Source organism: Pseudomonas sp. AC112 (assembly GCF_979253545.1).
In genome coordinates, this window is the sequence record NZ_CEEDCM010000001.1 from 1052080 (window position 1) to 1074675 (window position 22596).

Consider the following 22596-nt stretch of genomic DNA (forward strand, 5'->3'; position numbering starts at 1 on the left):
TATACTTGCCGGCTTTCCTGAATAAATGCCAACTAGGGTCCCGCCGCGCATGGATAAGACCTACCAGCCGCACGCTATTGAAACTTCCTGGTACGAGACCTGGGAGTCCGAGAATTATTTCGCCCCGCAAGGCGCGGGCGATTCCTACACCATCATGATCCCGCCACCGAACGTCACTGGCAGCCTGCACATGGGCCATGGCTTCAACAATGCAATCATGGATGCGTTGATCCGTTTCCGCCGCATGCAGGGCCGCAACACCCTGTGGCAACCGGGCACCGACCACGCCGGTATCGCCACCCAGATGCTGGTGGAACGCCAACTGGAAGCCACTGGCCAGAACCGTCATGACCTGGGTCGCAAGAAATTCCTGGAAAAGATCTGGGAATGGAAAGACCAGTCCGGCGGCAATATCAGCCGTCAGATCCGTCGCCTGGGCTCGTCCGTAGACTGGAGCCGCGAGCGCTTCACCATGGACGACGGCCTGTCGGAAGCCGTGAAAGAGGCATTCGTGCGCCTGCATGAAGACGGCCTGATCTATCGCGGCAAGCGCCTGGTCAACTGGGACACCAAGCTGCACACGGCGATTTCCGACCTCGAAGTGGAAAACCACGACGAGAAAGGCTTCCTGTGGAACCTCAAGTACCCGCTGGCCGACGGCGCCAAGACCGCTGAAGGCAACGACTACCTGATCGTCGCCACCACCCGTCCGGAAACCATGCTCGGCGATGCCGCCGTGGCCGTTAACCCGAACGACGAACGCTACCAGGCGCTGATCGGCAAGTTTGTCGAGCTGCCACTGGTGGGCCGTCGTATCCCGATCATCGCAGACGACTACTGCGACCCTGAATTCGGCACCGGCTGCGTGAAAATCACCCCGGCCCACGATTTCAACGACTATGAAGTCGGCAAGCGCCACAACCTGCCGCTGCTGAACATCTTCGACAAAAATGCCGCCGTACTGCCGGCCTGCCAGGTGTTCAACCTGGACGGCACGCTGAACGAGAGCATCGACGGCAAGATCCCGGCTGAATACGCAGGCCTCGACCGTTTTGAAGCGCGCAAGCAGATCGTCGCTGCCTTCGACGCCGCCGGCCTGTTGGTGAGCGTTGACGACCACGGCCTGAAAGTGCCGAAGGGCGACCGCTCCGGCACCGTGATCGAGCCGTGGCTGACCGACCAGTGGTACGTGTCCACCAAGCCATTGGCAGAACCTGCCATTGCCGCCGTGGAAGACGGCCGTATCCAGTTCGTGCCCAAGCAGTACGAAAACATGTACTTCTCGTGGATGCGCGACATCCAGGATTGGTGCATCAGCCGTCAACTGTGGTGGGGTCACCGCATTCCAGCCTGGTACGACGAGTCGGGCAAGGTCTACGTAGGCCGCGACGAAGCCGAAGTGCGTGCGAAGAACAACCTCGGTGCCGACATTGCGCTGCAACAGGACAACGACGTGCTGGACACCTGGTTCAGCTCCGGCCTGTGGACCTTCTCCACCCTGGGCTGGCCGCAACAGACCGAGTTCCTGAAGAAATTCCACTCCACCGACGTGCTGGTCACCGGTTTCGACATCATTTTCTTCTGGGTTGCCCGGATGATCATGCTGACCATGCATTTGGTGAAAAACGAGGACGGCACCCCGCAGGTACCGTTCAAGACCGTGTACGTGCACGGCCTGGTGCGTGATGGCCAAGGCCAGAAGATGTCCAAGTCCAAAGGCAACGTCCTGGACCCGCTGGACATCATCGACGGCATCGACCTGGAAACCCTGGTGCAGAAACGCACCTCGGGCCTGATGCAGCCGAAACTGGCGAAGAAGATCGAGAAGCAGACCCGCGACGAGTTCGCCGATGGTATTGCCAGCTATGGCACCGACGCCCTGCGCTTCACCTTCTGCTCGCTGGCCTCCACCGGTCGCGACATCAAGTTCGACATGGGCCGCGTCGAAGGCTATCGCAACTTCTGCAACAAGATCTGGAACGCCGCGCGCTACGTGCTGGATAAAGGCGAAGACTGCGGCCAGAACGGCGAAGCCTTTGAGCTGAGCCTGGCCGACCGCTGGATCATCTCGCAGCTGCAACGCACCGAAGCCGAAGTGACCCGCCAACTCGACCAGTTCCGCTTCGACCTGGCCGCACAGGCCTTGTACGAGTTCATCTGGAACCAGTATTGCGACTGGTACCTGGAACTGTCCAAGCCGGTACTGTGGGACGAGAACGCGCCGGTTGAACGCCAGCGCGGCACCCGTCGCACCCTGGTACGCGTGCTGGAAGTGGCGCTGCGTCTGGCGCACCCGTTCATGCCGTTCATCACCGAAGAAATCTGGCAGCGCCTGGCGCCGCTGGCCGGTATCGAAGGCAAGACCATCATGCTGCAACCTTGGCCAGTGGCCAACGAAGCGCGCATCGATGAGGCGGCCGAAAGCGATATCGAATGGCTCAAGACCCTGATGATGGGCACGCGTAACATCCGTGCCGAGATGAACATCGGTCCGGGCAAGCCATTGGCGGTGTTTGTAAAGAACGCCAGTGCCGAAGACCTGCGTCGCCTCACCGAGAACGATGCGCTGCTCAAGAAGCTGGCGAAGCTGGAGTCGATCACCGTATTGGCGGCCGGCGAAGAAGCACCACTGTCCGCGACCGCACTGGTCGGCGACATGGAGGTGCTGGTGCCGATGGCAGGCCTGATCGACAAGGCAGCCGAACTGGCTCGTCTCGACAAGGAAATCGGCCGCCTGCAAGGCGAAGTGCAACGCGTGGGCGGCAAGCTGTCCAACGCGGCCTTCGTCGACAAGGCACCGGCTGAAGTGATCGAGAAAGAACGCGCCAAGCTGGCCGAGGCTGAACAGGCCCTGGGCAAGCTGGCGGAGCAACATGCGCGGATCTCCAGCCTATAAGGTGGACCGCGTGTCAGAAAGAGGCCTTCGGGCCTAATGCCGATCAGTTAAGCCATCTCGCTTGACCTTTGGCCGCAAGAAATCAAAATCCGATGCCTGTACTGGCATCGGATTTTTTTATGCGTCTCGCTCGGGCACTGGAACTGACCCACAACTTCGCTTCCACTCCAAACTCAATCGAGGGATTGGATTCCTTGCTCGATCCTTCTCTGGTCGAGCAGGCGCTTGAACAGGCCGGTGTGGCGACGCTGCGCAAGCGACGCTTGCCGCTGGAAATGATGCTCTGGTGCGTGATTTCCATGGCGTTCTTCCGGCGCATGTCAGCGTGGGATGTGGTCAGTCGCATGAACATCATGCTGCCGGGTCAACGCCCGTTAGTGGCCCCCAGCGCTGTAGTCCAGGCACGTCAGAGACTCGGTAGCGAAGCCGTACGACAGGTCTTCGACCTGACTCAGAAAAGTTGGCATGAAGCAGCTAACCATCCGACTTGGGCCGGTTTGCGCTTGTTGGGCGTCGACGGTGTCGTCTGGCGAACGCCTGACACCCCCGAAAATCGAGCGCGCTACGATTCGGCCAGCAACCAGCACGGCGACACCGGTTTCCCCCAGGTACGCATGGTCTGTCAGATGGAATTGACGAGTCACATGTTGATCGGCAGTGCATTTGATGGCTATCGCAGCAACGAAATGAAACTGGCCGAACAACTGATCGACACCACGCCCGATCACTCGTTGACTCTCTTCGATCGCGGCTTCTACTCCTTGGGATTGCTGCACCAATGGCAGCAAGCAGGCACCGAGCGCCATTGGCTGATGCCACTGCGCAAAGGTGCGCAGTACGAAGTTGTTCAGCGTTTGGGCCGTCAGGATGCAGTGGTCTCGTTAAGCACTTCGCCGCAGGCCCGCAAGCAATGGCCGGGACTGCCCGAGCGCCTGATTGCGCGACTGCTGAGCAAAACCGTCAAGGGCAAGGTGTGTCAGATCCTGACGTCAATGATCGACCCGCTGCGCTTCCCGTCTGATGAAATCGTCGACCTGTACAGCCAGCGATGGGAGATCGAATTGGGCTTTCGGGAGATGAAACAGACGCTGCTCAACAGCAGCTATACCTTGCGTAGCAGGACGCCCGAGATGATCGAGCAGGAACTATGGGGCGTGTTGCTGGGCTACAACCTGTTGCGCTATCAGATGGTAGAAATGAGCCGTCACTGCCCGGGTATTTACCCATGTGAAATGAGCTTTACCGCCTGTACCTGGGCAATTTTAGGGTTTATCAACAGCGTCTCGGCCGACCGCTCCGGGAACATCCCCAAATACCTGGCCGAGCTTCATGCTTCAGCGCCGCACTATGTCCTGCCTCATCGGCGAGAGGAGCGTATTTATCCCCGAGCCATCCGGCTCAAATCACCGAAGTATCCAATCAGAAATAAAAATGCCAGTCAGCTTAACTGACTGGCATTAGCCTTCGGGCCTCTTTTTTTTGGGTGTGAAAACCCAATCAATGTGGGAGCGGGCTTGCTCGCGAATGCGGTCTATCAGACACACACCCAATGACTGACCCACCGTATTCGCGAGCAAGCCCGCTCCCACATTTAACCGAGGGCAACTTCGGAATGTGTGACAATACCCACCACTTTTGAAGCAACCCCAGAATCGACGTAGCCCATGACCGCCCCCAGCTCGCCAAAACCTCCGCGCAAGAAGCCTAAAACCGCAGCCACGGCCAAGCCCGTTGTGCCGCGCAAAGAGGCCACCCTGCATCCGCGCAACCGCCACACAGGCCGCTACGACTTCCCGGCGCTGATCAAGACCACGCCGGAACTGGCGCAATTCGTGATCATCAATCCGTACGGCAAGGAAAGTATCGACTTCGCCAGCCCGGATGCGGTGCGCGTGTTCAACCGTGCGCTGCTCAAAGCCTTCTATGGCATCCAGCACTGGGACATTCCGGCCGATTACCTGTGCCCACCGGTGCCAGGGCGTGCCGACTACGTGCATTTCCTCGCCGACCTGCTGGCCAGCGTCAATGACGGCAAGATCCCGCGCGGTTCGATCGTCAAGGTGCTGGACATCGGCATGGGCGCCAACTGCGTCTACCCGCTGATTGGCTACATGGAGTACCGCTGGAACTTCCTCGGCTCGGAGGTAGACCCTATCGCCGTGGCGGCGGCCAAGGCCATCGTGCAGTCCAACGACCTGAGCAAGGTCATCCAGCTGCGCCAGCAGAACAATCCCAAGCAGATCCTGCTGGGCTTGCTGGAGCCGGGTGAACGCTTCGACCTGACCATGTGCAACCCACCGTTCCATGCGTCCATGGACGAAGCCACCAAGGGCAGCGAGCGCAAGTGGCGCGCCTTGGGCAAGGCCGATCCCAAGCGCAAGTTGCCGGTACTGAACTTCGGTGGCCAGTCGGCTGAGCTGTGGTGTGAAGGCGGTGAAGCGCGCTTTGTGACCCAGTTGATCGCCGAGAGCGCGCACTTTGCCCACAAGGTGTTGTGGTTCAGCACCCTGGTGTCAAAAGCGTCGAACTTGCCCGCGATCGAGACAGCCCTGAAAAAAGCCGGCGTGCTGGAGAGCCAGGTGGTGGAAATGTCCCAGGGCCAGAAGCAAAGCCGCTTCGTGGCCTGGACCTTCCAGACCAAGAACGAGCAGCAGATCTGGCGCCAGCGCTGGGTTCGCGACTGACAAATCGCAGGCAACAAAAAACCGTGCCCGGATCGCTCCGGAGCACGGTTTTTTTTGCTGCGTCTTACTTGTTAACAGCGTCGGTCAGGCCTTTGGCCACAACCAGCTTGATAACTTTCTTGGCAGCGATTTCGATGGCAGCGCCAGTCGAAGGGTTACGGCCAGTACGGGCAGGACGCTCGGTCACTTTCAGTTTGCCAACGCCTGGCAGAGTGATTTCGCCGCCGTTTTCCAGCTGGTCAGCAACAACTTGGCTCAGTTGGTCCAGCAGGGCGCGCACGGTAGTTTTCGGTGCGTCTACTGCTTCAGCCAGGTCAGCGATCAGTTGGTCTTTAGTAATAGCCATTGTGGTGTTCCTTCCCTATCAAATTCATATGGATTGCAGAGTGCAGTGTCAGCCGTCGAGCCCGACCGTCATGGCCTGGCACCCCCGGCTATAACCACGGAGATCGGGGTTATAGATGCTTGAAACGGGGATTGGTTCGACCTGACAGATGCTGAATGCACGCTTATCGCCGAGACTTGGCGTAAGACGGGGCAAAACTAGCACAGAGACGGGGAAATATCCGCTTCTACCTACCCATTTGGTCAGCTTTATCGCTCTAAACCGTGAAAAAAAGGCATATAGCCCGTCGGAGGATGCCCAAAGCACCCCTTCGAAGCCCGTCTCGGCCAATGGTGCGGTACACTTGGCGACTTTTCGGGGAGGCCGACCGCTCCCCTCTCAACCAGCCGAGAAGCCTATGCCGATCCGTCATTGCATCGTCCACCTGATCGACAAAAAACCCGACGGCACACCCGCAGTTCTCCACGCCCGCGACTCCGAGCTTGCCGAGTCGGCCGCCATCGAGAACATGCTCGCCGACCTCAACGAGAGCTACAACGCCAAACAAGGCAAGGCCTGGGGTTTCTTCCATGCCGAGTCCGGCGCGCACCCGTTCAGCGGCTGGTTGAAGGAGTATTTCGACGGCGGGCAGGATTTCACCACCTTCAGCCGCACCGCTGTCGAGCACCTGCAGAAGCTGATGGAAGAGTCCAACCTCTCCACCGGCGGCCACGTGCTGTTTGCCCACTATCAACAAGGCATGACCGACTACCTGGCTATCGCCCTGCTGCACCACAGCGAAGGCGTGGCGGTGACCGACGAACTGGACGTGACCCCCTCGCGCCATCTGGACCTCGGCCAACTGCACCTGGCTGCGCGCATCAACGTCTCCGAGTGGCAGAACAACAAGCAGTCCAAGCAGTACATCTCGTTTATCAAAGGCAAGAACGGCAAGAAGGTTTCGGAATACTTCCGCGACTTTATCGGCTGCCAGGAAGGCGTCGACGGCCCGGGCGAAACACGCACCCTGCTCAAGGCGTTCAGCGACTTTGTCGAAAGCGAAGACTTGCCGGATGAATCCGCCCGCGAGAAAACCAAGACCTTGGTGGACTACGCCAGCAGCCAGGCCAAGCTCGGCGAGCCAATGGGCCTGGAAGAACTCTCGGGTTTGATCGATGAAGATCGACCAAAAGCCTTCTACGACCACATCCGCAACAAGGATTACGGCTTGTCGCCGGAAATCCCGGCGGATAAGCGCACCCTCAACCAGTTCCGCCGCTTCACCGGACGTGCCGAAGGCTTGTCCATCAGTTTTGAAGCCCACCTGCTGGGCGACAAGATCGAGTACGACGAAGCCGCCGGCACCTTGATCATCAAGGGCCTGCCGACCCAACTGACTGACCAGCTCAAGCGCCGCAACTGATGCTCGGCGGGGTTTTCAAGAAAGTCCTGCTGGTGTTGCTGGTGGTGGTGGTGATCCAGAACTGGGGCAAGATCGAGCGGGTGTTCAACCCAACGCAAGTTGCCCCTGAGCACGTGCGCGCCTCGGCGCACGTGGTGCTCTACGCCACCGAGTGGTGTGGGTACTGCAAGCAGATCCGCCGGTTCCTGGACCAGAAAGGCATTCCCTACCAGGCCTTCGATATCGAGAAGGACGCCCAGGCACGCAAGGCGTATGAGGCGTTGGGGGGTGGTGGGATTCCATTTGTGGACGTGAATGGCACGCTGATTCGTGAATACAGCCCAGAGAAAATCATGGCGGCGCTGAAGTAATCAGCGCACCACGATCATCCGCCCCAGTACTGTGTGCTGTTCAAAGCCGAGCACGGCCTGCAACGCCTTCAACACCGCCTGCGGGTCCTTGCTTGGGAAGCTGCCGCTGACGCGCTTGGCCCCCATCTCATCGTTGAGCAACAGGATGCGACCGGGGTAGTAACGTTCCAGGTCCTTGACCACGTCGGCCAGCGGCGCCTTGTAGTAGTTGAGCCAACCGTCGCGCCAGGCCAGGCGTGATTCGCTGTCGACCCCGTGCATCGGATCGGCCATGCCATCGGCGTAGGCCAACTGCTGCCCCGCCGTAAGAATTTGCTGCTGGCCCTGCTTTGAAGGCGTCACGCCAACCCGCCCGGACAATACCGTTACCTGGGCGCCTGCCGGTTGCAGGCGCACCTCGAACTGTGTGCCCAGCACCCGTGCCTCGCCACTGCCGGCCTCCACGACGAAAGACTCACCGGTGTGGGTCACGCTGAAAAAGCCGGCCCCTCGGCGCAGTTGGATATGCCGCTCGCCCTGCTTGAAATCCACGGCAATGGCGCTGTCGGCATCGAGGGTGACTTGGGATTTGTCGGCCAGGGTGACGGTTTTGATTTCGCCGGGCGCCGTCACGTAGTCGGCGCCCAAGTCATCGACCCAGCGCGACGGCTGCCAGCCGGCGCCCATGGACACCATCACCACCAGGCATGCAGCCATGGCCAGCGCCCCGGACCAACGCACCCGCCGCGAACGCTTCGAGGTGTGCATGGCATTGAGGTAACCCTGCAACGCCAGCGCTTCTTCGTCCGCCAGCTTGCGCGCCGGTACTTCGCTCAACTCCCACAGCACCTGGGCCTGGGAATAGGCCTCGACGTGCGCAGGGTCGGCCCGCAGCCACTGGCTGAATGTGGCCTGGTCGCCACTGCTGGGCTGGTCGTGCAGCAGGCTCAACCAGGCCAGGGCCGCTTGTTCCTGGGCGGGCGTGGGGGTGACGTTCACGGTGCTTTCCCTGGCGTGCGTGGAGATGAGGGTTCGCGAAGGCTGGCTTTGCAGGCTTCGAGGGCACGCATCATATGTTTTTCCACGGCACTTTGGGACAGGCCCATGGCCTTGGCGATTTCCGCGTACTTGCGGCCGTGGATACGGTTGAGCAGGAAAATCTGCCGCGTGCGCTCGGGCAAGCTGCGCAGGGCGGCTTCGACGTGGCGTAGATCGTTGCCGGCTTCCAGTGCTGCCTGGGGTTCGGAACCCTGGTTATCTTGCTGTTCGGGCAGCCAGCCTTCACTGCTGCGCACCCGGGCGCCTTCGCTGCGCAGGTGATCGATGGCGATGTTGCCGGCGCAGCGCAACAGGTAGGTGCTGAGCTCTTCGACTTGCACCAGCGGCCGGCGCCAGAAACGCAGGAACAGATCCTGCACCAGGTCGGCCGCCGTGGCGCGGCACCCCACGCGGCGACTCACCAAGGCCTCCATCTGTGAACGCTGGGACAAAAACACCTGCAGGAAATGCGCACGTCCACCTGCCGCGTCAGCGTGCTGGCTGTCCTGGGATTCGGGTGGCGTGCTGATCATCATGTGAAGGCTCAGAGGGTTGCGAAGGCTGCAACAGGGCTGGCGAGCAAGCCGACGCCCGCCAGGATCAGGGCCAGCCTTGGCCGATACGGCAATAACAGCACCAACAGCAGTGCGCTGAGCATCAACACGGCGCACCACTGCACCAGGCCCTGCCCCCAACCGGCGACACTCACCGCTGGCCAGATCGACACGGTCAGCAGCAACCAACCGGCCACACGCAAACCCAGGCGCCGGCGAGGCGAGGGTTTACTGTGCAACAGTTCGCCGTGATGGCGGTCGGTGGACAAGCACAGCGCGGTGAACCCCGCGTAGCACATCAGCAGAGGGAGCAGCATTCAGTTCGCCTCCTGCTTGAGCGCCAAGGGGCGTGCGCGTTCCGCTTTGGGTGCAGGCACGGTGCGATGCTGCATCTTCCAGGCAGCCCACGCGAGAAACACGCCGCTGGCCAGGCAGGTCAGGTCAAAGCCGGCCATGGCCCAATCGCCGGTGGCCAGCGAGACGCCGAGGTGGTGCGATGTGGTCAACGCGTTGAGCAGTGGGATGGCGATAAACAGCAGCGCGCCGAAGCTCAGTTGCTCGACCCAACCCTGCCGGCCACGACGCAGGATCGCGTGCAACAGGCTCAGGCCCCAGGCGATAAAGAAGGTTTGCACTTCCCAGTCGGAACGCTCGGCGAAGCTCACCGGCAGCAGACGGTTAGCCCAGAAAAACGCTGCGATGGCGATCATCAGCCCGGACATGCTGGCGATGTTGAGCACTTCCACCAAGCGCAGCTCAAACGGCATGACCGCGGCTTTCGCGTGCTTGAGCTGGCGTTTGCCGAGCCAGATCACCAGCCCGGTGCCGATCATCGCCGTGCCCGCCAAGCCACAGATGAAGTACAACCAGCGCAGGACCGGACCGGCGAAATGGCCCATGTGCAGGCCGTAGAAACTGCCGCCGATGGCCGCCGGCAGCGACTGCTCGCCACTGACCCGCAACAGCTCGCCCGTGCTGCCATTGAAGGAAACGGTGCTGCCGAAATCATGCACCACGCTGTCGGCACCCGCGCGGAACACATTGACTGAGGCGTTCACGTCGCTGGGGTTATTCACCGCCACGCGTCCCACATGCCCACCGTCCCACTGCGCCCGGGCCTGCTCGTACATCGGCACCAGCGGCAGCAATGTGCCTGGCTGGCCCGATGCCGGAGCATTATTGGTGTTCGGGAACACCTCGCTGAAAAAGGCACGGGTGTCGTTGCCATAAGAAGCCAGGATCGGCGCCGGCATCACCATGCTCATGAAGATCACCAGGCTGCTGTAGGTGATCATCAGATGGAAGGGCAGCACCAGCACGCCCACTGCGTTGTGCCCGTCGAGCCAGGAACGCTGGCCTTTGCGGGGGCGAAAGGTGAAGAAGTCCTTGAAGATTTTCTTGTGGGTGATGATGCCGGTGATCAGCGCGATGAACATCACCATCGCGGCAATGGTCGACAGCCAGCGGCCCCACGGGTGAGGCATTTGCAGCTGGAAATGGAAACGATAGAAGAACTCGCCGCCCATGCTTTCACGGGCCTGCACGGCCTGGCCACTGACCGGGTCGAGGGTTTTCTGGATGAAATTGCCGCGCTTGCCGGGGTCGACCTTGTCTTGCCACATCACCGACAGCCCGGGGTCGCGGCTGTCTGGCAGGGTGATGAACCAGCGCGCAGCCGTCGGCGCCACCTGCTGCAAATAGCTTTGGGCAACGGTCAGGCTGCGTGCATCGTCCAGGGGATGGGCCTGCACTTCAGGCTGCATCCAGTGGCTGATTTCGTCCTTGAAATACGACAAGGTGCCCGTCAGGAAAATCGCAAACAGCAGCCAGCCAAAGATCAGCCCGGCCCAGGTGTGCAACCAGGCCATGGCCTGGCGAAAGCCCTCTTTCATGTACGTGCCATCCAGAAGCCCACACCCGCCAGGGTGGCAAATACCGCGCTCGGCAACATCACGCCGAACCAGGCGCGCGCGGCACTGCGGCAGGCGAAACACCAGAGCACGGCCAGCAGGTAGAACACAAATGAACTCATCATCCCCGTGATCACTGCATCCGCGCGGGAAGTGGGTATCCACAGCGCCAGGCAGATGCTGGCCAGGGACGCCATCAGGTAGCCCCCCACCACGGCAGCCAGCACGCGCGAAGTCACGGCAAGACGATAGGAGACAGGCAGCGAGGTTTTGCTTTTCATGCGGGAGGCGCCAGGTTCATCAGGCCGCAATATTAATGATAAATATTCTCATAAGCAAAACAGAACGGATGAAACACCTGCGCTGACGGATTGCCGAAGCCCGTCGCGAGCCCTACAATGCGAACAATTCTTGTTCTCTAAAGCATCCCGATGCATGTGGAGTGTTCGCGTTGAGCCCGTCCAATACCGTCGAAGTGTTGTACAACGACCATCACCACTGGCTCACCGGCTGGTTGCGTCGCAAGCTCGGCTGCCCGGAAAGCGCCGCCGACCTGGCCCAGGACACCTTCATCCGCGTGCTCACCGCGCGGGAAACGCCCACGCTGATCGAGCCCCGCGCGTTCCTCACCACCGTCGCCAAGCGCGTGCTGTTCAACTTCTACCGCCGCCAGGACCTGGAGCGCGCCTACCTCGACGCCTTGGCACAAATGCCCGAGCACGTGGCGCCGTCGGAAGAAGAACGCGCGATCATCCTGCAAACCCTGGTAGAGCTCGATCAACTGCTCGACGGCCTGCCCGTCCAGGTCAAGCGCGCTTTCCTGCTGGCTCAATTGGATGGCCTGACCTACGCACAAATCGGCGCTGAACTGGGCATTTCCATCGCCACCGTCAAACGCCACCTGAGCAAAGCGGCCATGCGCTGCTATTTCGCCCTATGAACTTCTCCACCCAAGTCGCCGAGCAGGCCGTGCATTGGCTGATGGAAATGCAGCAAGGCGCGCTCAACCCACGCCAGCAGGCGGCCTGGCAACAATGGCTGAACGCCCACAGCGAACACCAGCGCGCCTGGGACCATATGCAGCGCGTCAACCAGCGCCTGCGCGGCATGCCCTCGCCCCTGGCCCATGCCGCCTTGAACGCGCCTACCTCCACCAGCCGCCGTCAGGCCCTCAAGTTGCTGCTGATCCTCGGTGCCGGCTCGGCCGCCGCCTGGAGCCTGCGCCAGCAACATATCTTGCCGCCGCTGACCGCCGACTACCGCAGCCCCGTTGGCCAGCGTCGCAAGGTGCAACTGGCGGACGGCAGTCAGCTGCAGCTCAATACCGGCAGCGCGGTGGACGTGCACTTCGATGGCAAGCAACGGCTGATCCGCCTGCTTGAAGGCGAGATCCTGCTGACCGCTAGCGCCGGCAACACACCGCTGAACGTCTTGACCGGCCAGGGCCTACTGACCAGCCAGGCTGCACGCATGAACGTGCGCCAGTTCAACGACCACACGCAACTGGCGGTCTTCGACGGCCGCGTCGAGGTGATGCCCAACACCTACAGCGGCCTGCCGTTGACGGTCGAGGCGGCGCGCCAGGTCAATTTTACGCGCAAAGGCTGGGACACCCCGCGCCCCACCGACGCCAACAGCGGCGCCTGGGCCGACGGCATGCTGGTCGCAGCCCACATGCGCCTGGAAGATTTCCTCGGCGAACTGGGCCGTTATCGTCGTGGCCAGGTCAACTGCGACCCTCAGGTCGCCAACTTGCTGATCTCCGGCAGCTACCCGCTGGACGACAGCGAACGCATTCTCGACCTGCTGGAAGTGAGCCTGCCGGTGAAGGTGCGGCGCTTTACGCGGTATTGGGTGACGGTGCAGGCACGCGCCTGACATTTATTTCAAAAACACTGAGCCGTTTTCCACCCCTCGCGTGACAGAGAAGGAAAGCCACCTTGATCCTTCCTTCTCAGGACCGCTCTTCATGCCCCAGCAACCGACGTTTCTTGCCCGCACCGTGCGCCAACTCCTACTCGGCGCCAGCCTCAGTCTGACCGTGCTGCCCTCGGTGATGGCGGCCGACGCCAAGCCCTATCACATCGCACCGACGTCGCTGGAAGCTGCACTGAACCAGTTTGGCCGCGAAGCCGGCGTGTTGATCTCCTTCGGTTCCGAAGTGACGGCGGGCATGCAGAGCGGCGGTTTGTCCGGCAATTACGGCGCCGCGGACGGCCTGCAAAAACTGCTGGAAGGCACCGGCCTGCAAGCCCGCGCCGAAGGCGACAATGCCTACAGCCTGCAACCGGCCACGGCACCGGCCAGTATCGAATTGGGCACGTCCAGCGTCGTCGGCGACTGGCTGGGCGACGCGGCGCAAACCAATGTATTCGAACACCCCGGCGCCCGTGACGTGATCCGCCGCGAAGCATTCGAACGCCAGGGCGCCACCCAGGCCAAGGACGTGCTCAACCGCATTCCCGGCGTCAACGCCCCGGACAACAATGGCACCGGCAGCCACGACATGGCGCTGAACTTCGGCATTCGCGGCCTCAACCCGCGCTTGGCCTCGCGCTCCACGGTGTTGATGGACGGCATTCCGGTGCCCTTCGCGCCATACGGCCAGCCGCAGCTTTCATTCGCACCGATCAGCATGGGCAACATGGATGCCGTCGACGTCGTACGTGGTGGCGGTGCCGTGCGCTACGGCCCGCAGAACGTCGGTGGCGTGGTCAACTTCGTCACCCGCGCAATCCCGGATGCGCCTACGGTCAAAGGCGGCCTGCAGACCGAAACCAGCCCCTCCTCCAGCCATGACGGCTTCAAGACCACCGGCAACCTGCTCGCCGGTGGCACCGCCGACAACGGTTTGGGCGGCGCGCTGCTGTACTCCGGCACCCGTGGCGGCGACTGGCGCGAGAACAGCAACACGCGCATCGACGACCTGATCCTCAAGGGTAAATACCAACTCGATGACGCCAACAGCTTCAACGCCATGGCGCAGTACTACGAAGGCCAGGCCGACATGCCCGGCGGCTTGAACGTTGCGAACTACAAGGCCGATCCCTACCAATCCACCCGTCCCTACGACAAATTCTGGGGCCGCCGCACGATGTTCAACGTCGGCTATCGCTATGAGCAGGACCGTCGCGAATTCACCGTGAACAGCTTCTTCACCAAGACCCTGCGCAGCGGTTACCTCGACCAAGGCACATTCCTGTCGCTGTCCCCGCGCGAGTACTGGGTGCGCGGCCTGGAAACCCGCTTCGCCCAAGGCTTCGACCTGGGCCCGACCAGCCACGAAGTGGGCGTCGGCTATCGCTACATCAACGAAGCCGGCCACGAACTGCGTTACCGCACGCCGATTGCCGCCAACCAGCAGATCCCCACCACCGACAGCCGCAATGACCGCGACACCCGGGGCGGCACCGAGGCCAATGCCTTCTTCATCGATGACCGGATTGATATCGGCAAGTGGACCATCACACCGGGCATTCGCTACGAGATGATCGAGTCCCAGCAAACCAACAATCTGAGCAACGTCAAATACAAGGGTGACTACAACACCGCCCTGCCGGCCCTGAACGTGCTCTATCACCTCACCGACGACTGGAACCTCTACGCCAACACCGAAGGTTCGTTCGGCAGCGTGCAGTACAGCCAGATGCCCAACCGTGTGACCAGCGGCGAAGTCAAACCGGAAAAAGCGCGCACCTGGGAACTCGGCACTCGCTACGACAACGGCACCCTGCGCGCGGAAATCGGCGCGTTCCTGATCAACTTTGACAATCAGTACGAAAGCAACCAGACCAATGATTCGGTGATCGCCCGTGGTGAAACCCGTCACCAGGGCATCGAGTCCAGCATCAACTACGCCCTCGACGGCTTGAGCCCGGCGCTGGCGGGGTTCGATGTGTACGCCACCTACGCCTACGTCGACGCCACCATCCGCGAAGACGGCCCGAACAAAGGCAACCGCGTACCCTTCTCGTCCAAGCACAAGGGCACCCTCGGCGTGGGTTACACCGAAGGTCGCTGGAAACTCAACCTGGACAGCAGCTACCAGAGCAGCCAATTCGCCGACAACGCCAACACCCAGGCCGAAAGCGCCGACGGTGCGAACGGGCGCATCCCCGGCTACATGCTGTTCAGCAGCCGCGCCGCCTACGATTTCGGCCCGCAGCTGTCGGATTTGAACGTGGCGGTGGGGGTGAAAAACATCTTCAACAAGCAGTACTACACGCGCTCGTTCGACGATAACAACAAAGGCAAATACGTCGGTGAGCCACGCACGGTGTATGTGCAGACCTCCATCGCGTTCTAACGGCTCAAGCAACAGAAAACCTGTGGTAAGCAGGGCCCGCTCACCACAATACCGGCGTTCATCTAACTGCCTGCCAGGCACGACGGCGTACCGGCCACCAACGCGTCGATGGCACAGCGCGTCTTGGCCGGCATGTGCGCCGCCGTGGGCCAGATCACGTGGATCGGCGAGGGCTGCTCGCGGTAATCGGGAAGTACCGCGTGCAGCTGTCCGCGCAGGGCATAGTGGGCGATCAGCCAACTGGGCAACCAGGCCAGGCCCACGCCAGCGATGGCGGCATCGGCCACGGCCTGGAGGTCGTCCATCATCAGCGGCGAGGCCACCCGCGCACGGTGCGGGCGACCCTGGTCGTCCTTGAGTTCCCATTCCAGGCGCGGGGCACTGCAGCGATAGGCAATGCCCCGATGCCCGGCCAGGTCCTCGATACACTCAATTTGACCCACACGCTGCAAGTACGCCGGTGATGCCGCCAGGCCAATCGCCTGCTCGCCCAGGCGACGAGCGCTCAAGCGGTCGGTGTCGGGCAACGCGCCAATGCGCACCGCCAAATCGAAGCCTTCCTGGGCGACGTCGATCAGCCGGTCAGAAAAAGAAATCTCGATCTCCAGTTCGGCAAATCGATCCATCAACCCCCACAATGCCGGCGCGGCGTAGTGATGCCCGAAGGCCAATGGCAGGCTGGCCCTTAACCGCCCGCGCGGTTGCTGCCGCCCGCTTTCCAGCACGGACTCGGCGGCTTCCAGCTCCGCCAGCGCCCGCAAGCAATGTTCGTAGTAGGCCTGGCCGTCCTCGGTCAACCGCTGGCGGCGGGTAGAGCGCTGCAACAGGCACGTGCCCAGGCGCGCCTCGAGTCGCGCCAGGCCCTTGCCCACAGCGGAGCGCGTCAGGCTCAGTCGCTCGGCGGCTTCGGTCAGGTTGCCGCTCTCGACGATCTGCAGGAAGAGTTCGACACCGTCAAAACGTGGAGTGGTCATGGCACCAATTGTCGCTCTTGATTCCCTTATGAATGGAAAACTTATCACGAATAAAGAATTGGATTCCCCTGAAAATAATCCCATACCCCATCGACAGGAGAGTCCCCATGCCACCCGCCGCCACGTTATCGGTCGCCAACCCACCGCGCACCGCCAGGAACGGCCTCGCGCTCACCGCCGTGTGCCTGGTCGCGCTGACGTTCGGCCTGGAAATCTCCAGCGTGCCGGTCATCCTGCCCACCCTCGAAAGGCAGCTCGGCACAGGTTTCCAGGACGCCCAATGGATCATGAATGCCTACACCCTGGCCTGCACCAGCGTGTTGATGGCGGCCGGCACCTTGGCCGATCGCTTTGGCCGCCGACGCATGCTGGTGCTGTGCCTGTGGCTGTTCGGGCTGGCGTCCCTGGCCTGTGGGTTGGCGGACAGTGCGTCGACGCTGATCGCCGCGCGTTTCGTCCAGGGCATCGGCGCCGGGGCGATGATGATTTGCCAGTTCGCGATTTTGTCGCACCTGTTCCGCGAACCGGCGGCGCGGGCGCGAGCGTTCGCGATCTGGGGCGTGATTGCCGGCCTGGGCCTGGGATTCGGGCCGATGGTGGGCGCGTTGATCCTGGCGGTGGCGGATTGGCGCTGGGTGTTTCTCGTGCACGTGCCGCTCACCCTGTTCACCTTGTTACTGTTGCAGGTCAGCGTGCAGGAGTCCCGTGACCCGGCGGCCCATCGCCTGGACATCGCGGGCATGCTCACCTTGACGCTGTCGGTATTCGCCCTGGTCTACTTCATCACCCAGGGCACCGAACACGGCTTTGGCACCCCGGCGATGCTTGGTTGGGCGGGCCTGGCGGTGGCTGGGTTGCTGCTGTTCATCGTTGTCGAGCGGCGCAGCGCCCACCCGATGTTTGATTTCTCGGTGTTCCGGATCCAGCGCTTCAACGGCGCATTGATGGGCTCGATCGGCATGAACTTCAGCTTCTGGCCGTTCATGATCTACCTGCCGCTATATTTCCAGGCCGGCCTGGGCTACGACACCCTAACCACCGGCGGCGCCCTGCTCGCCTACACCTTGCCGACACTGCTGGTGCCGCCGCTGGCCGAACGCCTGGCCCTGCGCTACGGCGCCGAACGCATCATCCCCGTGGGGCTGGGCCTAATGGGCGCAGGCTTCTTGAGCATGGCCGCTGCCAACGCGGTGGCGCAACCCAGCATCGTGCTGGTGCTACTCAGTTGCCTGATTGCCGGGGTGGGGCTGGCGCTGACCAACTCCCCCACCACCAATACCACCACCGGCTCGGTTTCGGCCGACCGTGCGGGCATGGCCTCGGGTATCGACCTCAGCGCGCGGCTGATCACCCTCGCGCTCAACATCGCGTTGATGGGGTTGGTGTTGTTGCTGGGGATCTGCCATCAACTGGCAGCCGTAATGCCCGAAAGCAGCGTGCTGGAGTGGCCAGCCATCAGCCAGAACATCGCGGCGGGCAAGCTGGCGTCATCCGCGTTCTTGACCTTCACCGATGCCCAGGCAGCCCTGCGTCAAGGTGTCGGTTGGGCCATGCTCTTCGCGGGCCTGGGTGCGTGCGGGTTGGCAGGGTTGAGCAGGTATTTCTTCCAACGCGGCCAGTAAACGAAAACGGGCCTGCACATGCAGGCCCGTTCAGTGGGGGATGAAATAACGTTCAGCGATCAGCTGTTAAACACGGCACGTTCTTTTTCCAGAAACTCCTGTTCAAGCTCATCTTCATTGACCTTGGTGTCCGACAGACTTTTCCCGGCAGCGCGTGGCTTGCCTTGCAGTTTGCCAAACAGGTGTTCCAATGCATGGTCCAGCTTGGTGGCCGCCCCGTCGATCGCCTGTTCCAGGGTATCGGCCTTGTGCAGGACCGACAGCGGTTGATGGCCTTTTGGCCGCGCTTCCAGGCGGCAACTTAAATCGTGGGGACCGGGCTTGTCGCCGTTCTCATCCCGCAGGTAGACCTCGACTCGGGTCAGGTCTTCTTCGTAGCGTTCGAGCGTGCTCTCAATGGTAGTACGTACCCACTCCTCCAGTCGGATGCTGCTTTCAATATGGTTATCGCTATTGACTTGGATTTGCATAGTTCTTCCCTTATTTCAGCTAGCTCGCGAGAGGTCACAACTGCAACACCGGTGTGGTGAAACCATGACCTCTTGATTACACAATTGAGCAGTCCGAAGAACAATTCAACCCCTTTGCAAAGATAAATCACACATTACAAATTAAGTCTGACGACGAGCAAAAACGCTGTTAGGGTGGGGAGTTAGTTACATCTTCTTACGCCCAGCCAACCTTACAATTGCCCCTCTCCCAACGGGTGCAATCCGCGAAAAATCCCCGCTTCCTCCACCAGCCAGTCATGCACCGCGCGTACGCCCGGATGGTTCAGTGCGCCCGGCGCATACAGCAACACGTAGCGTTTGTGGTTGGGCACGGCCAGGCCGAACGGCACGATCAAGGTGCCGCGCTCCAGTTCATCGTTGAGCAAGGTGCGCCGGGCGATGGCCACGCCCATGCCGGCAATGGCGGCTTCGATGGTCAGGTGGTTGCGGTTGAAGGTGTGGCCGCGCCGCACGTCTGCAGCGTGATAGCCGATGGCGTTCAGGTAGAACTCCCACTCCGCGTACTCATAACTCCCACGCCAGGCGGTAATGTCGTGCAGCAGCGGGAAGTGCACCAGGTCGGCCGGGCCATGCAGGGGTGGACGCCCACGCAACAGGCTGGGGGCACAGACCGGAAAGATTTGCTCGTCCAACAGGGCTGTGGATAACAGGCCAGGGTAGCTGCCGTCGTTCAAATCGATGGCCAGGTCGAAATCGCCCTCGTGCAGGGCGATGCTGCTGTCCTCGGCGACCATGCGCAGTTGGATATCCGGAAAGCGTTGCTGCAAGCGCGGCAAACGCGGGGTCAGCCATTTGCCCAGAAACGACGGGATCGAGCGCAGGCGCAGGGTGCCGCTGATCATCCCCGCATCCAAGCGCTGCAGCTCGGCATCAATGCTCCCGTAGGCCTCGCTCACGGTAGCGGCCAAACGCTGGCCCTCGGCACTCAGTTCCACCCCACGCGCCCGCCGATGAAACAAGCGGAAACCCAAGCGTTCTTCCAATTGGCGGATTTGCTGGCTCACCGCCCCCGGCGTGATGTGCAGTTCTTCAGCGCAACGGGTGAACGACAAATGCCGCGCCGCACAGGCAAACACGTGCAGCCAGACATACGTCTGGCCATGAAGGGGCCGGGTCATAGCGTTTAGTCCTGCTAAAGGGTGTCTTAGGATAATTCGTTGGTCAGTGCCGTTCCAGAGGCTCAGTATCGCGCCAATTCCGCTCGTCCTACAAAACATGGCAGCGATTTCTACTCCATTGCTTGTAAGGGTTTAGCATGGCTATCAGTGTTTTTGATCTATTCAAGGTGGGCATCGGCCCTTCCAGCTCCCATACCGTCGGCCCCATGCGGGCGGCCGCGACCTTTGCCCAAGCCCTGATCGACCAGCAATTACTGAACGACACCCGCCGCGTGGAAGTGCGCCTGTATGGTTCGCTGTCCGCAACCGGTGTTGGCCATGCCACCGACCGCGCCTGCGTGATGGGGCTGATGGGCGAATGGCCAGACCGGGTCGACCCGACTTCGATCAATGCCCGCATCCAGCAGCTGCGCGAGTCGCGCCGATTGCTGCTCGCAGGCACCCAGGACATTGCCTTCAACTGGCACACAGACCTCCTGCTGTTGGACGAGAGTCTGCCCTACCACCCCAACGCCATGTCCCTGCACGCCTTTGGCGAAAATGGCCTGTTGAGCGAACAAACCTATTACTCGGTGGGCGGCGGTTTCATTATCGAAGCGGCCGAAGCCGCCTCCGGCATTGCGCCGACCAGCGATGTTGAATTGCCCTACGACTTTTCCAGCGCTGTCGAACTGCTGGCCTTGTGCAACAAGCATGGCCTGCGGGTTTCCGAACTGATGATGGCCAACGAACGGGCTTGGCGCAGCGATGCCGACATCCGCAGCGGCCTGCTGCATATCTGGTCGGTGATGCGCGAATGCGTGGAGCAAGGCCTGCGCGATGAAGGCATCCTGCCGGGTGGCCTGGACGTGCCGCGCCGTGCGGCGAAATTGCACCGCAGCCTGCTGGAAATCGGCAAGCCGAATGTGATCACTTCAACCTTGTCGGCCATGGAGTGGGTCAACCTGTTCGCCCTCGCCGTCAACGAGGAAAATGCCGCCGGCGGGCGCATGGTCACCGCACCGACCAATGGCGCTGCCGGGATCATCCCGGCCGTGCTGCATTACTACATGAAGTTCAACGCCGACGCGTCTGACGATGATGTAGTCAATTTCTTCCTGGCCGCGGCGGCCGTCGGCATTCTCTGCAAGAAAAACGCTTCGATCTCCGGTGCCGAAGTCGGTTGCCAGGGCGAAGTCGGTTCGGCCTGTGCCATGGCGGCTGCGGGTTTGGCCGATGTCCTCGGTGCCACCCCCGAGCAATTGGAAAACGCTGCCGAAATCGGCCTGGAGCACAACCTCGGCCTCACCTGTGACCCGGTCGGCGGCCTGGTGCAAGTGCCGTGCATCGAGCGTAACGCCATCGCGGCGGTCAAGGCGATCAACGCCACGCAAATGGCCCTGCGCGGTGACGGCAAGCACTTCATTTCCCTCGACCGGGTGATCCGCACCATGCGTGATACCGGCGCCGATATGCATGACAAATACAAAGAAACTTCACGGGGCGGCCTGGCGGTCAGCTGGGTGGAGTGCTGATCGGAGCACTGCTACCCGCCCCAAACGTGAGCCCGCGCAAAAATAATAACGAGGCAATAACGATGACCGATGTACGTACACCTGCTGCCGAAAATCCTGTTGCAGAGAACACCGTGACCACCGGCTGGACCAAACACGACACCACCTGGATGCTGGGCCTCTACGGCACCGCCATCGGCGCAGGCACCCTGTTCCTGCCGATCAATGCCGGCGTCGGCGGTTTCTGGCCGCTGATCGTGCTGGCCCTGCTGGCCTTCCCCATGACCTTCTTCGCCCACCGTGGGCTGACGCGCTTTGTGTTGTCGGGCAAATCCGGCGACATCACCGAAGTGGTCGAAGAGCACTTTGGCGTCGGCGCGGGCAAGCTGATTACCCTGCTGTATTTCTTCGCCATCTTCCCGATCCTGCTGGTGTACAGCGTGGCGCTGACCAATACCCTGGGCAGTTTCATGGAACACCAACTGCACATGACCCCACCGCCCCGGGCGATCCTGTCGCTGGTGCTGATCCTCGGTCTGATGGCGATTGTGCGCTGCGGCCAGGGCGTGATCGTCAAGGCCATGAGCGTGCTGGTGTATCCATTCGTCGCGGCACTGCTGTTGCTGGCCGTCAGCCTGATCCCCAACTGGAACGGCGCGTTCTTCGCCTCCGCCGGTGATGGCATGCCCATGCCGCTGTTCTTCAAAACCCTATGGCTGGCGATTCCAGTGATGGTGTTTTCCTTCAACCACTCGCCGATCATCTCCGCGTTCGCCGTCGACCAAAAACGCGTGTATGGCGCACAGGCCGAACGCAAAAGCAGCGGCATACTCGCCACCGCCCACGGCATGATGGTGCTGACCGTGATGTTCTTCTGCTTCAGCTGCGTACTGGCGCTGTCGCCGGCCGACCTGGCAGCGGCCAAGGCCCAGAACATCTCGATCCTGTCGTACCTGGCCAACCACTTCCAGACCCCGGTGATCGCCTACGCGGCGCCGTTGATCGCACTGGTGGCCATCACCAAATCCTTCCTCGGCCACTACATCGGCGCGAGTGAAGGTTTCCAGGGCCTGATCGTCAAATCCCTGCGCGGGCGCAATCGCTCGATGTCGTCGAAATGGCTGGAGCGCTGCACCGCGCTGTTCATGGTGCTGACCTGCTGGGCCGTGGCCACCTTCAACCCAAGTATCCTGGGCATGATCGAGACCATGGGCGGGCCGATCATCGCGTGCCTGCTGTTCCTGATGCCGATGTACGCGATCCGTCGCGTGCCATCTCTGCGCCAGTATTCGGGCCAGCTGTCGAATGTGTTTGTGGTGGTGATCGGCTTGATTGCGCTGTCTGCGATCGTTTTCTCGGTACTGCCCTGAAATAGATCACCCAACAAAAAGGCGAACCTCGGTTCGCCTTTT

At 61.5% G+C, this 22596-nt stretch carries 20 protein-coding genes; 11 read left to right on the plus strand and 9 right to left on the minus strand.

Annotated features, from left to right (window positions below):
• Nucleotides 1–49 precede the first annotated feature (49 nt).
• The 3 genes from AC0IYN_RS04985 (at nucleotide 50) to rlmF (ending at nucleotide 5580) form a co-directional block, all read left to right on the plus strand.
• Nucleotides 50–2896 carry a valine--tRNA ligase gene (locus tag AC0IYN_RS04985; protein ID WP_471840706.1) on the plus strand — a complete coding sequence of 949 codons (2847 nt, stop codon included), beginning with the start codon at nucleotides 50–52 and terminating at the stop codon, nucleotides 2894–2896.
• 119 nt (nucleotides 2897–3015) lie between these two features.
• Nucleotides 3016–4347, plus strand: a complete 1332-nt coding sequence (locus AC0IYN_RS04990) for an IS4 family transposase (protein WP_457240583.1) — start codon at nucleotides 3016–3018, stop codon at nucleotides 4345–4347.
• A gap of 213 nt (nucleotides 4348–4560) precedes the next feature.
• Nucleotides 4561–5580: a 23S rRNA (adenine(1618)-N(6))-methyltransferase RlmF gene (rlmF, locus tag AC0IYN_RS04995; RefSeq protein WP_471840708.1), complete on the plus strand. Its 1020-nt coding sequence runs from the start codon at nucleotides 4561–4563 to the stop codon at nucleotides 5578–5580.
• A 64-nt stretch (nucleotides 5581–5644) separates the two neighbouring features.
• Here the strand turns inward: rlmF and AC0IYN_RS05000 are convergent, their stop codons facing one another.
• Nucleotides 5645–5926, minus strand: a complete 282-nt coding sequence (locus tag AC0IYN_RS05000) for an HU family DNA-binding protein (protein ID WP_003188840.1) — start codon at nucleotides 5924–5926, stop codon at nucleotides 5645–5647.
• A 397-nt stretch (nucleotides 5927–6323) separates the two neighbouring features.
• Here AC0IYN_RS05000 and yejK point away from each other — a divergent pair, with 397 nt between their 5' ends.
• Both yejK and AC0IYN_RS05010 read left to right on the plus strand, forming a co-directional pair.
• Entirely contained in the window at nucleotides 6324–7328 is a 1005-nt protein-coding gene (yejK, locus tag AC0IYN_RS05005; RefSeq protein ID WP_010212893.1) for a nucleoid-associated protein YejK, read from the plus strand.
• Nucleotides 7328–7678, plus strand: coding sequence for a glutaredoxin family protein (locus AC0IYN_RS05010; protein ID WP_471840710.1), 351 nt, complete (start codon nucleotides 7328–7330; stop codon nucleotides 7676–7678). Before yejK ends, AC0IYN_RS05010 begins: the two co-directional genes overlap by 1 nt.
• Here AC0IYN_RS05010 and AC0IYN_RS05015 read toward each other — a convergent pair whose 3' ends face one another.
• Genes AC0IYN_RS05015 through AC0IYN_RS05035 form a run of 5 tightly spaced genes read right to left on the minus strand, consistent with a single transcriptional unit; the run spans nucleotide 7679 to nucleotide 11440 of the window.
• The gene (locus AC0IYN_RS05015) at nucleotides 7679–8656 is read right to left on the minus strand and encodes a FecR family protein (RefSeq protein ID WP_457248372.1); all 978 of its coding nucleotides are present in this window, start codon (nucleotides 8654–8656) and stop codon (nucleotides 7679–7681) included.
• Nucleotides 8653–9231 carry an RNA polymerase sigma factor gene (locus AC0IYN_RS05020; protein ID WP_043204830.1) on the minus strand — a complete coding sequence of 193 codons (579 nt, stop codon included), beginning with the start codon at nucleotides 9229–9231 and terminating at the stop codon, nucleotides 8653–8655. The genes AC0IYN_RS05015 and AC0IYN_RS05020 overlap by 4 nt, the downstream gene beginning before the upstream one ends.
• An 8-nt stretch (nucleotides 9232–9239) precedes the next feature.
• Nucleotides 9240–9566 carry a DUF3325 domain-containing protein gene (locus AC0IYN_RS05025; RefSeq protein ID WP_457239173.1) on the minus strand — a complete coding sequence of 109 codons (327 nt, stop codon included), beginning with the start codon at nucleotides 9564–9566 and terminating at the stop codon, nucleotides 9240–9242.
• Nucleotides 9567–11141 carry a PepSY-associated TM helix domain-containing protein gene (locus AC0IYN_RS05030; protein ID WP_458376417.1) on the minus strand — a complete coding sequence of 525 codons (1575 nt, stop codon included), beginning with the start codon at nucleotides 11139–11141 and terminating at the stop codon, nucleotides 9567–9569.
• Nucleotides 11138–11440, minus strand: coding sequence for a DUF3649 domain-containing protein (locus tag AC0IYN_RS05035; RefSeq protein WP_033902462.1), 303 nt, complete (start codon nucleotides 11438–11440; stop codon nucleotides 11138–11140). The genes AC0IYN_RS05030 and AC0IYN_RS05035 overlap by 4 nt, the downstream gene beginning before the upstream one ends.
• 170 nt (nucleotides 11441–11610) lie before the next feature.
• On the opposite strand from AC0IYN_RS05035, the gene AC0IYN_RS05040 reads away from it, so the two are divergent.
• The 3 genes from AC0IYN_RS05040 (at nucleotide 11611) to fecA (ending at nucleotide 15465) form a co-directional block, all read left to right on the plus strand.
• Entirely contained in the window at nucleotides 11611–12099 is a 489-nt protein-coding gene (locus AC0IYN_RS05040) for a sigma-70 family RNA polymerase sigma factor (RefSeq protein ID WP_028618974.1), read from the plus strand.
• Complete coding sequence (locus AC0IYN_RS05045; protein WP_406597847.1) at nucleotides 12096–13037, plus strand: FecR domain-containing protein; 942 nt, start codon at nucleotides 12096–12098, stop codon at nucleotides 13035–13037. Before AC0IYN_RS05040 ends, AC0IYN_RS05045 begins: the two co-directional genes overlap by 4 nt.
• Before the next feature lie 91 nt (nucleotides 13038–13128).
• Nucleotides 13129–15465, plus strand: coding sequence for a TonB-dependent Fe(3+) dicitrate receptor FecA (fecA, locus tag AC0IYN_RS05050; protein WP_457267136.1), 2337 nt, complete (start codon nucleotides 13129–13131; stop codon nucleotides 15463–15465).
• Between the two features lie 62 nt (nucleotides 15466–15527).
• Here the strand turns inward: fecA and AC0IYN_RS05055 are convergent, their stop codons facing one another.
• The gene (locus tag AC0IYN_RS05055; RefSeq protein ID WP_471840713.1) at nucleotides 15528–16439 is read right to left on the minus strand and encodes a LysR family transcriptional regulator; all 912 of its coding nucleotides are present in this window, start codon (nucleotides 16437–16439) and stop codon (nucleotides 15528–15530) included.
• Nucleotides 16440–16546: 107 nt separating this feature from the next.
• Here AC0IYN_RS05055 and AC0IYN_RS05060 point away from each other — a divergent pair, with 107 nt between their 5' ends.
• Complete coding sequence (locus tag AC0IYN_RS05060) at nucleotides 16547–18061, plus strand: MFS transporter (protein ID WP_471840714.1); 1515 nt, start codon at nucleotides 16547–16549, stop codon at nucleotides 18059–18061.
• Between the two features lie 59 nt (nucleotides 18062–18120).
• Here the strand turns inward: AC0IYN_RS05060 and AC0IYN_RS05065 are convergent, their stop codons facing one another.
• Both AC0IYN_RS05065 and AC0IYN_RS05070 read right to left on the minus strand, forming a co-directional pair.
• Nucleotides 18121–18531 (minus strand): HPF/RaiA family ribosome-associated protein, encoded by a 411-nt coding sequence (locus AC0IYN_RS05065; RefSeq protein ID WP_078047036.1) that lies wholly within the window; start codon nucleotides 18529–18531, stop codon nucleotides 18121–18123.
• 212 nt (nucleotides 18532–18743) lie between these two features.
• The gene (locus AC0IYN_RS05070; RefSeq protein WP_078047035.1) at nucleotides 18744–19691 is read right to left on the minus strand and encodes a LysR substrate-binding domain-containing protein; all 948 of its coding nucleotides are present in this window, start codon (nucleotides 19689–19691) and stop codon (nucleotides 18744–18746) included.
• Nucleotides 19692–19828: 137 nt separating this feature from the next.
• Here AC0IYN_RS05070 and AC0IYN_RS05075 point away from each other — a divergent pair, with 137 nt between their 5' ends.
• Together AC0IYN_RS05075 and AC0IYN_RS05080 are read left to right on the plus strand one after the other, a co-directional pair.
• The gene (locus AC0IYN_RS05075; protein WP_406597843.1) at nucleotides 19829–21205 is read left to right on the plus strand and encodes an L-serine ammonia-lyase; all 1377 of its coding nucleotides are present in this window, start codon (nucleotides 19829–19831) and stop codon (nucleotides 21203–21205) included.
• A gap of 62 nt (nucleotides 21206–21267) precedes the next feature.
• Nucleotides 21268–22554 carry a serine/threonine transporter gene (locus AC0IYN_RS05080; RefSeq protein ID WP_471840718.1) on the plus strand — a complete coding sequence of 429 codons (1287 nt, stop codon included), beginning with the start codon at nucleotides 21268–21270 and terminating at the stop codon, nucleotides 22552–22554.
• Nucleotides 22555–22596: the final 42 nt, after the last annotated feature.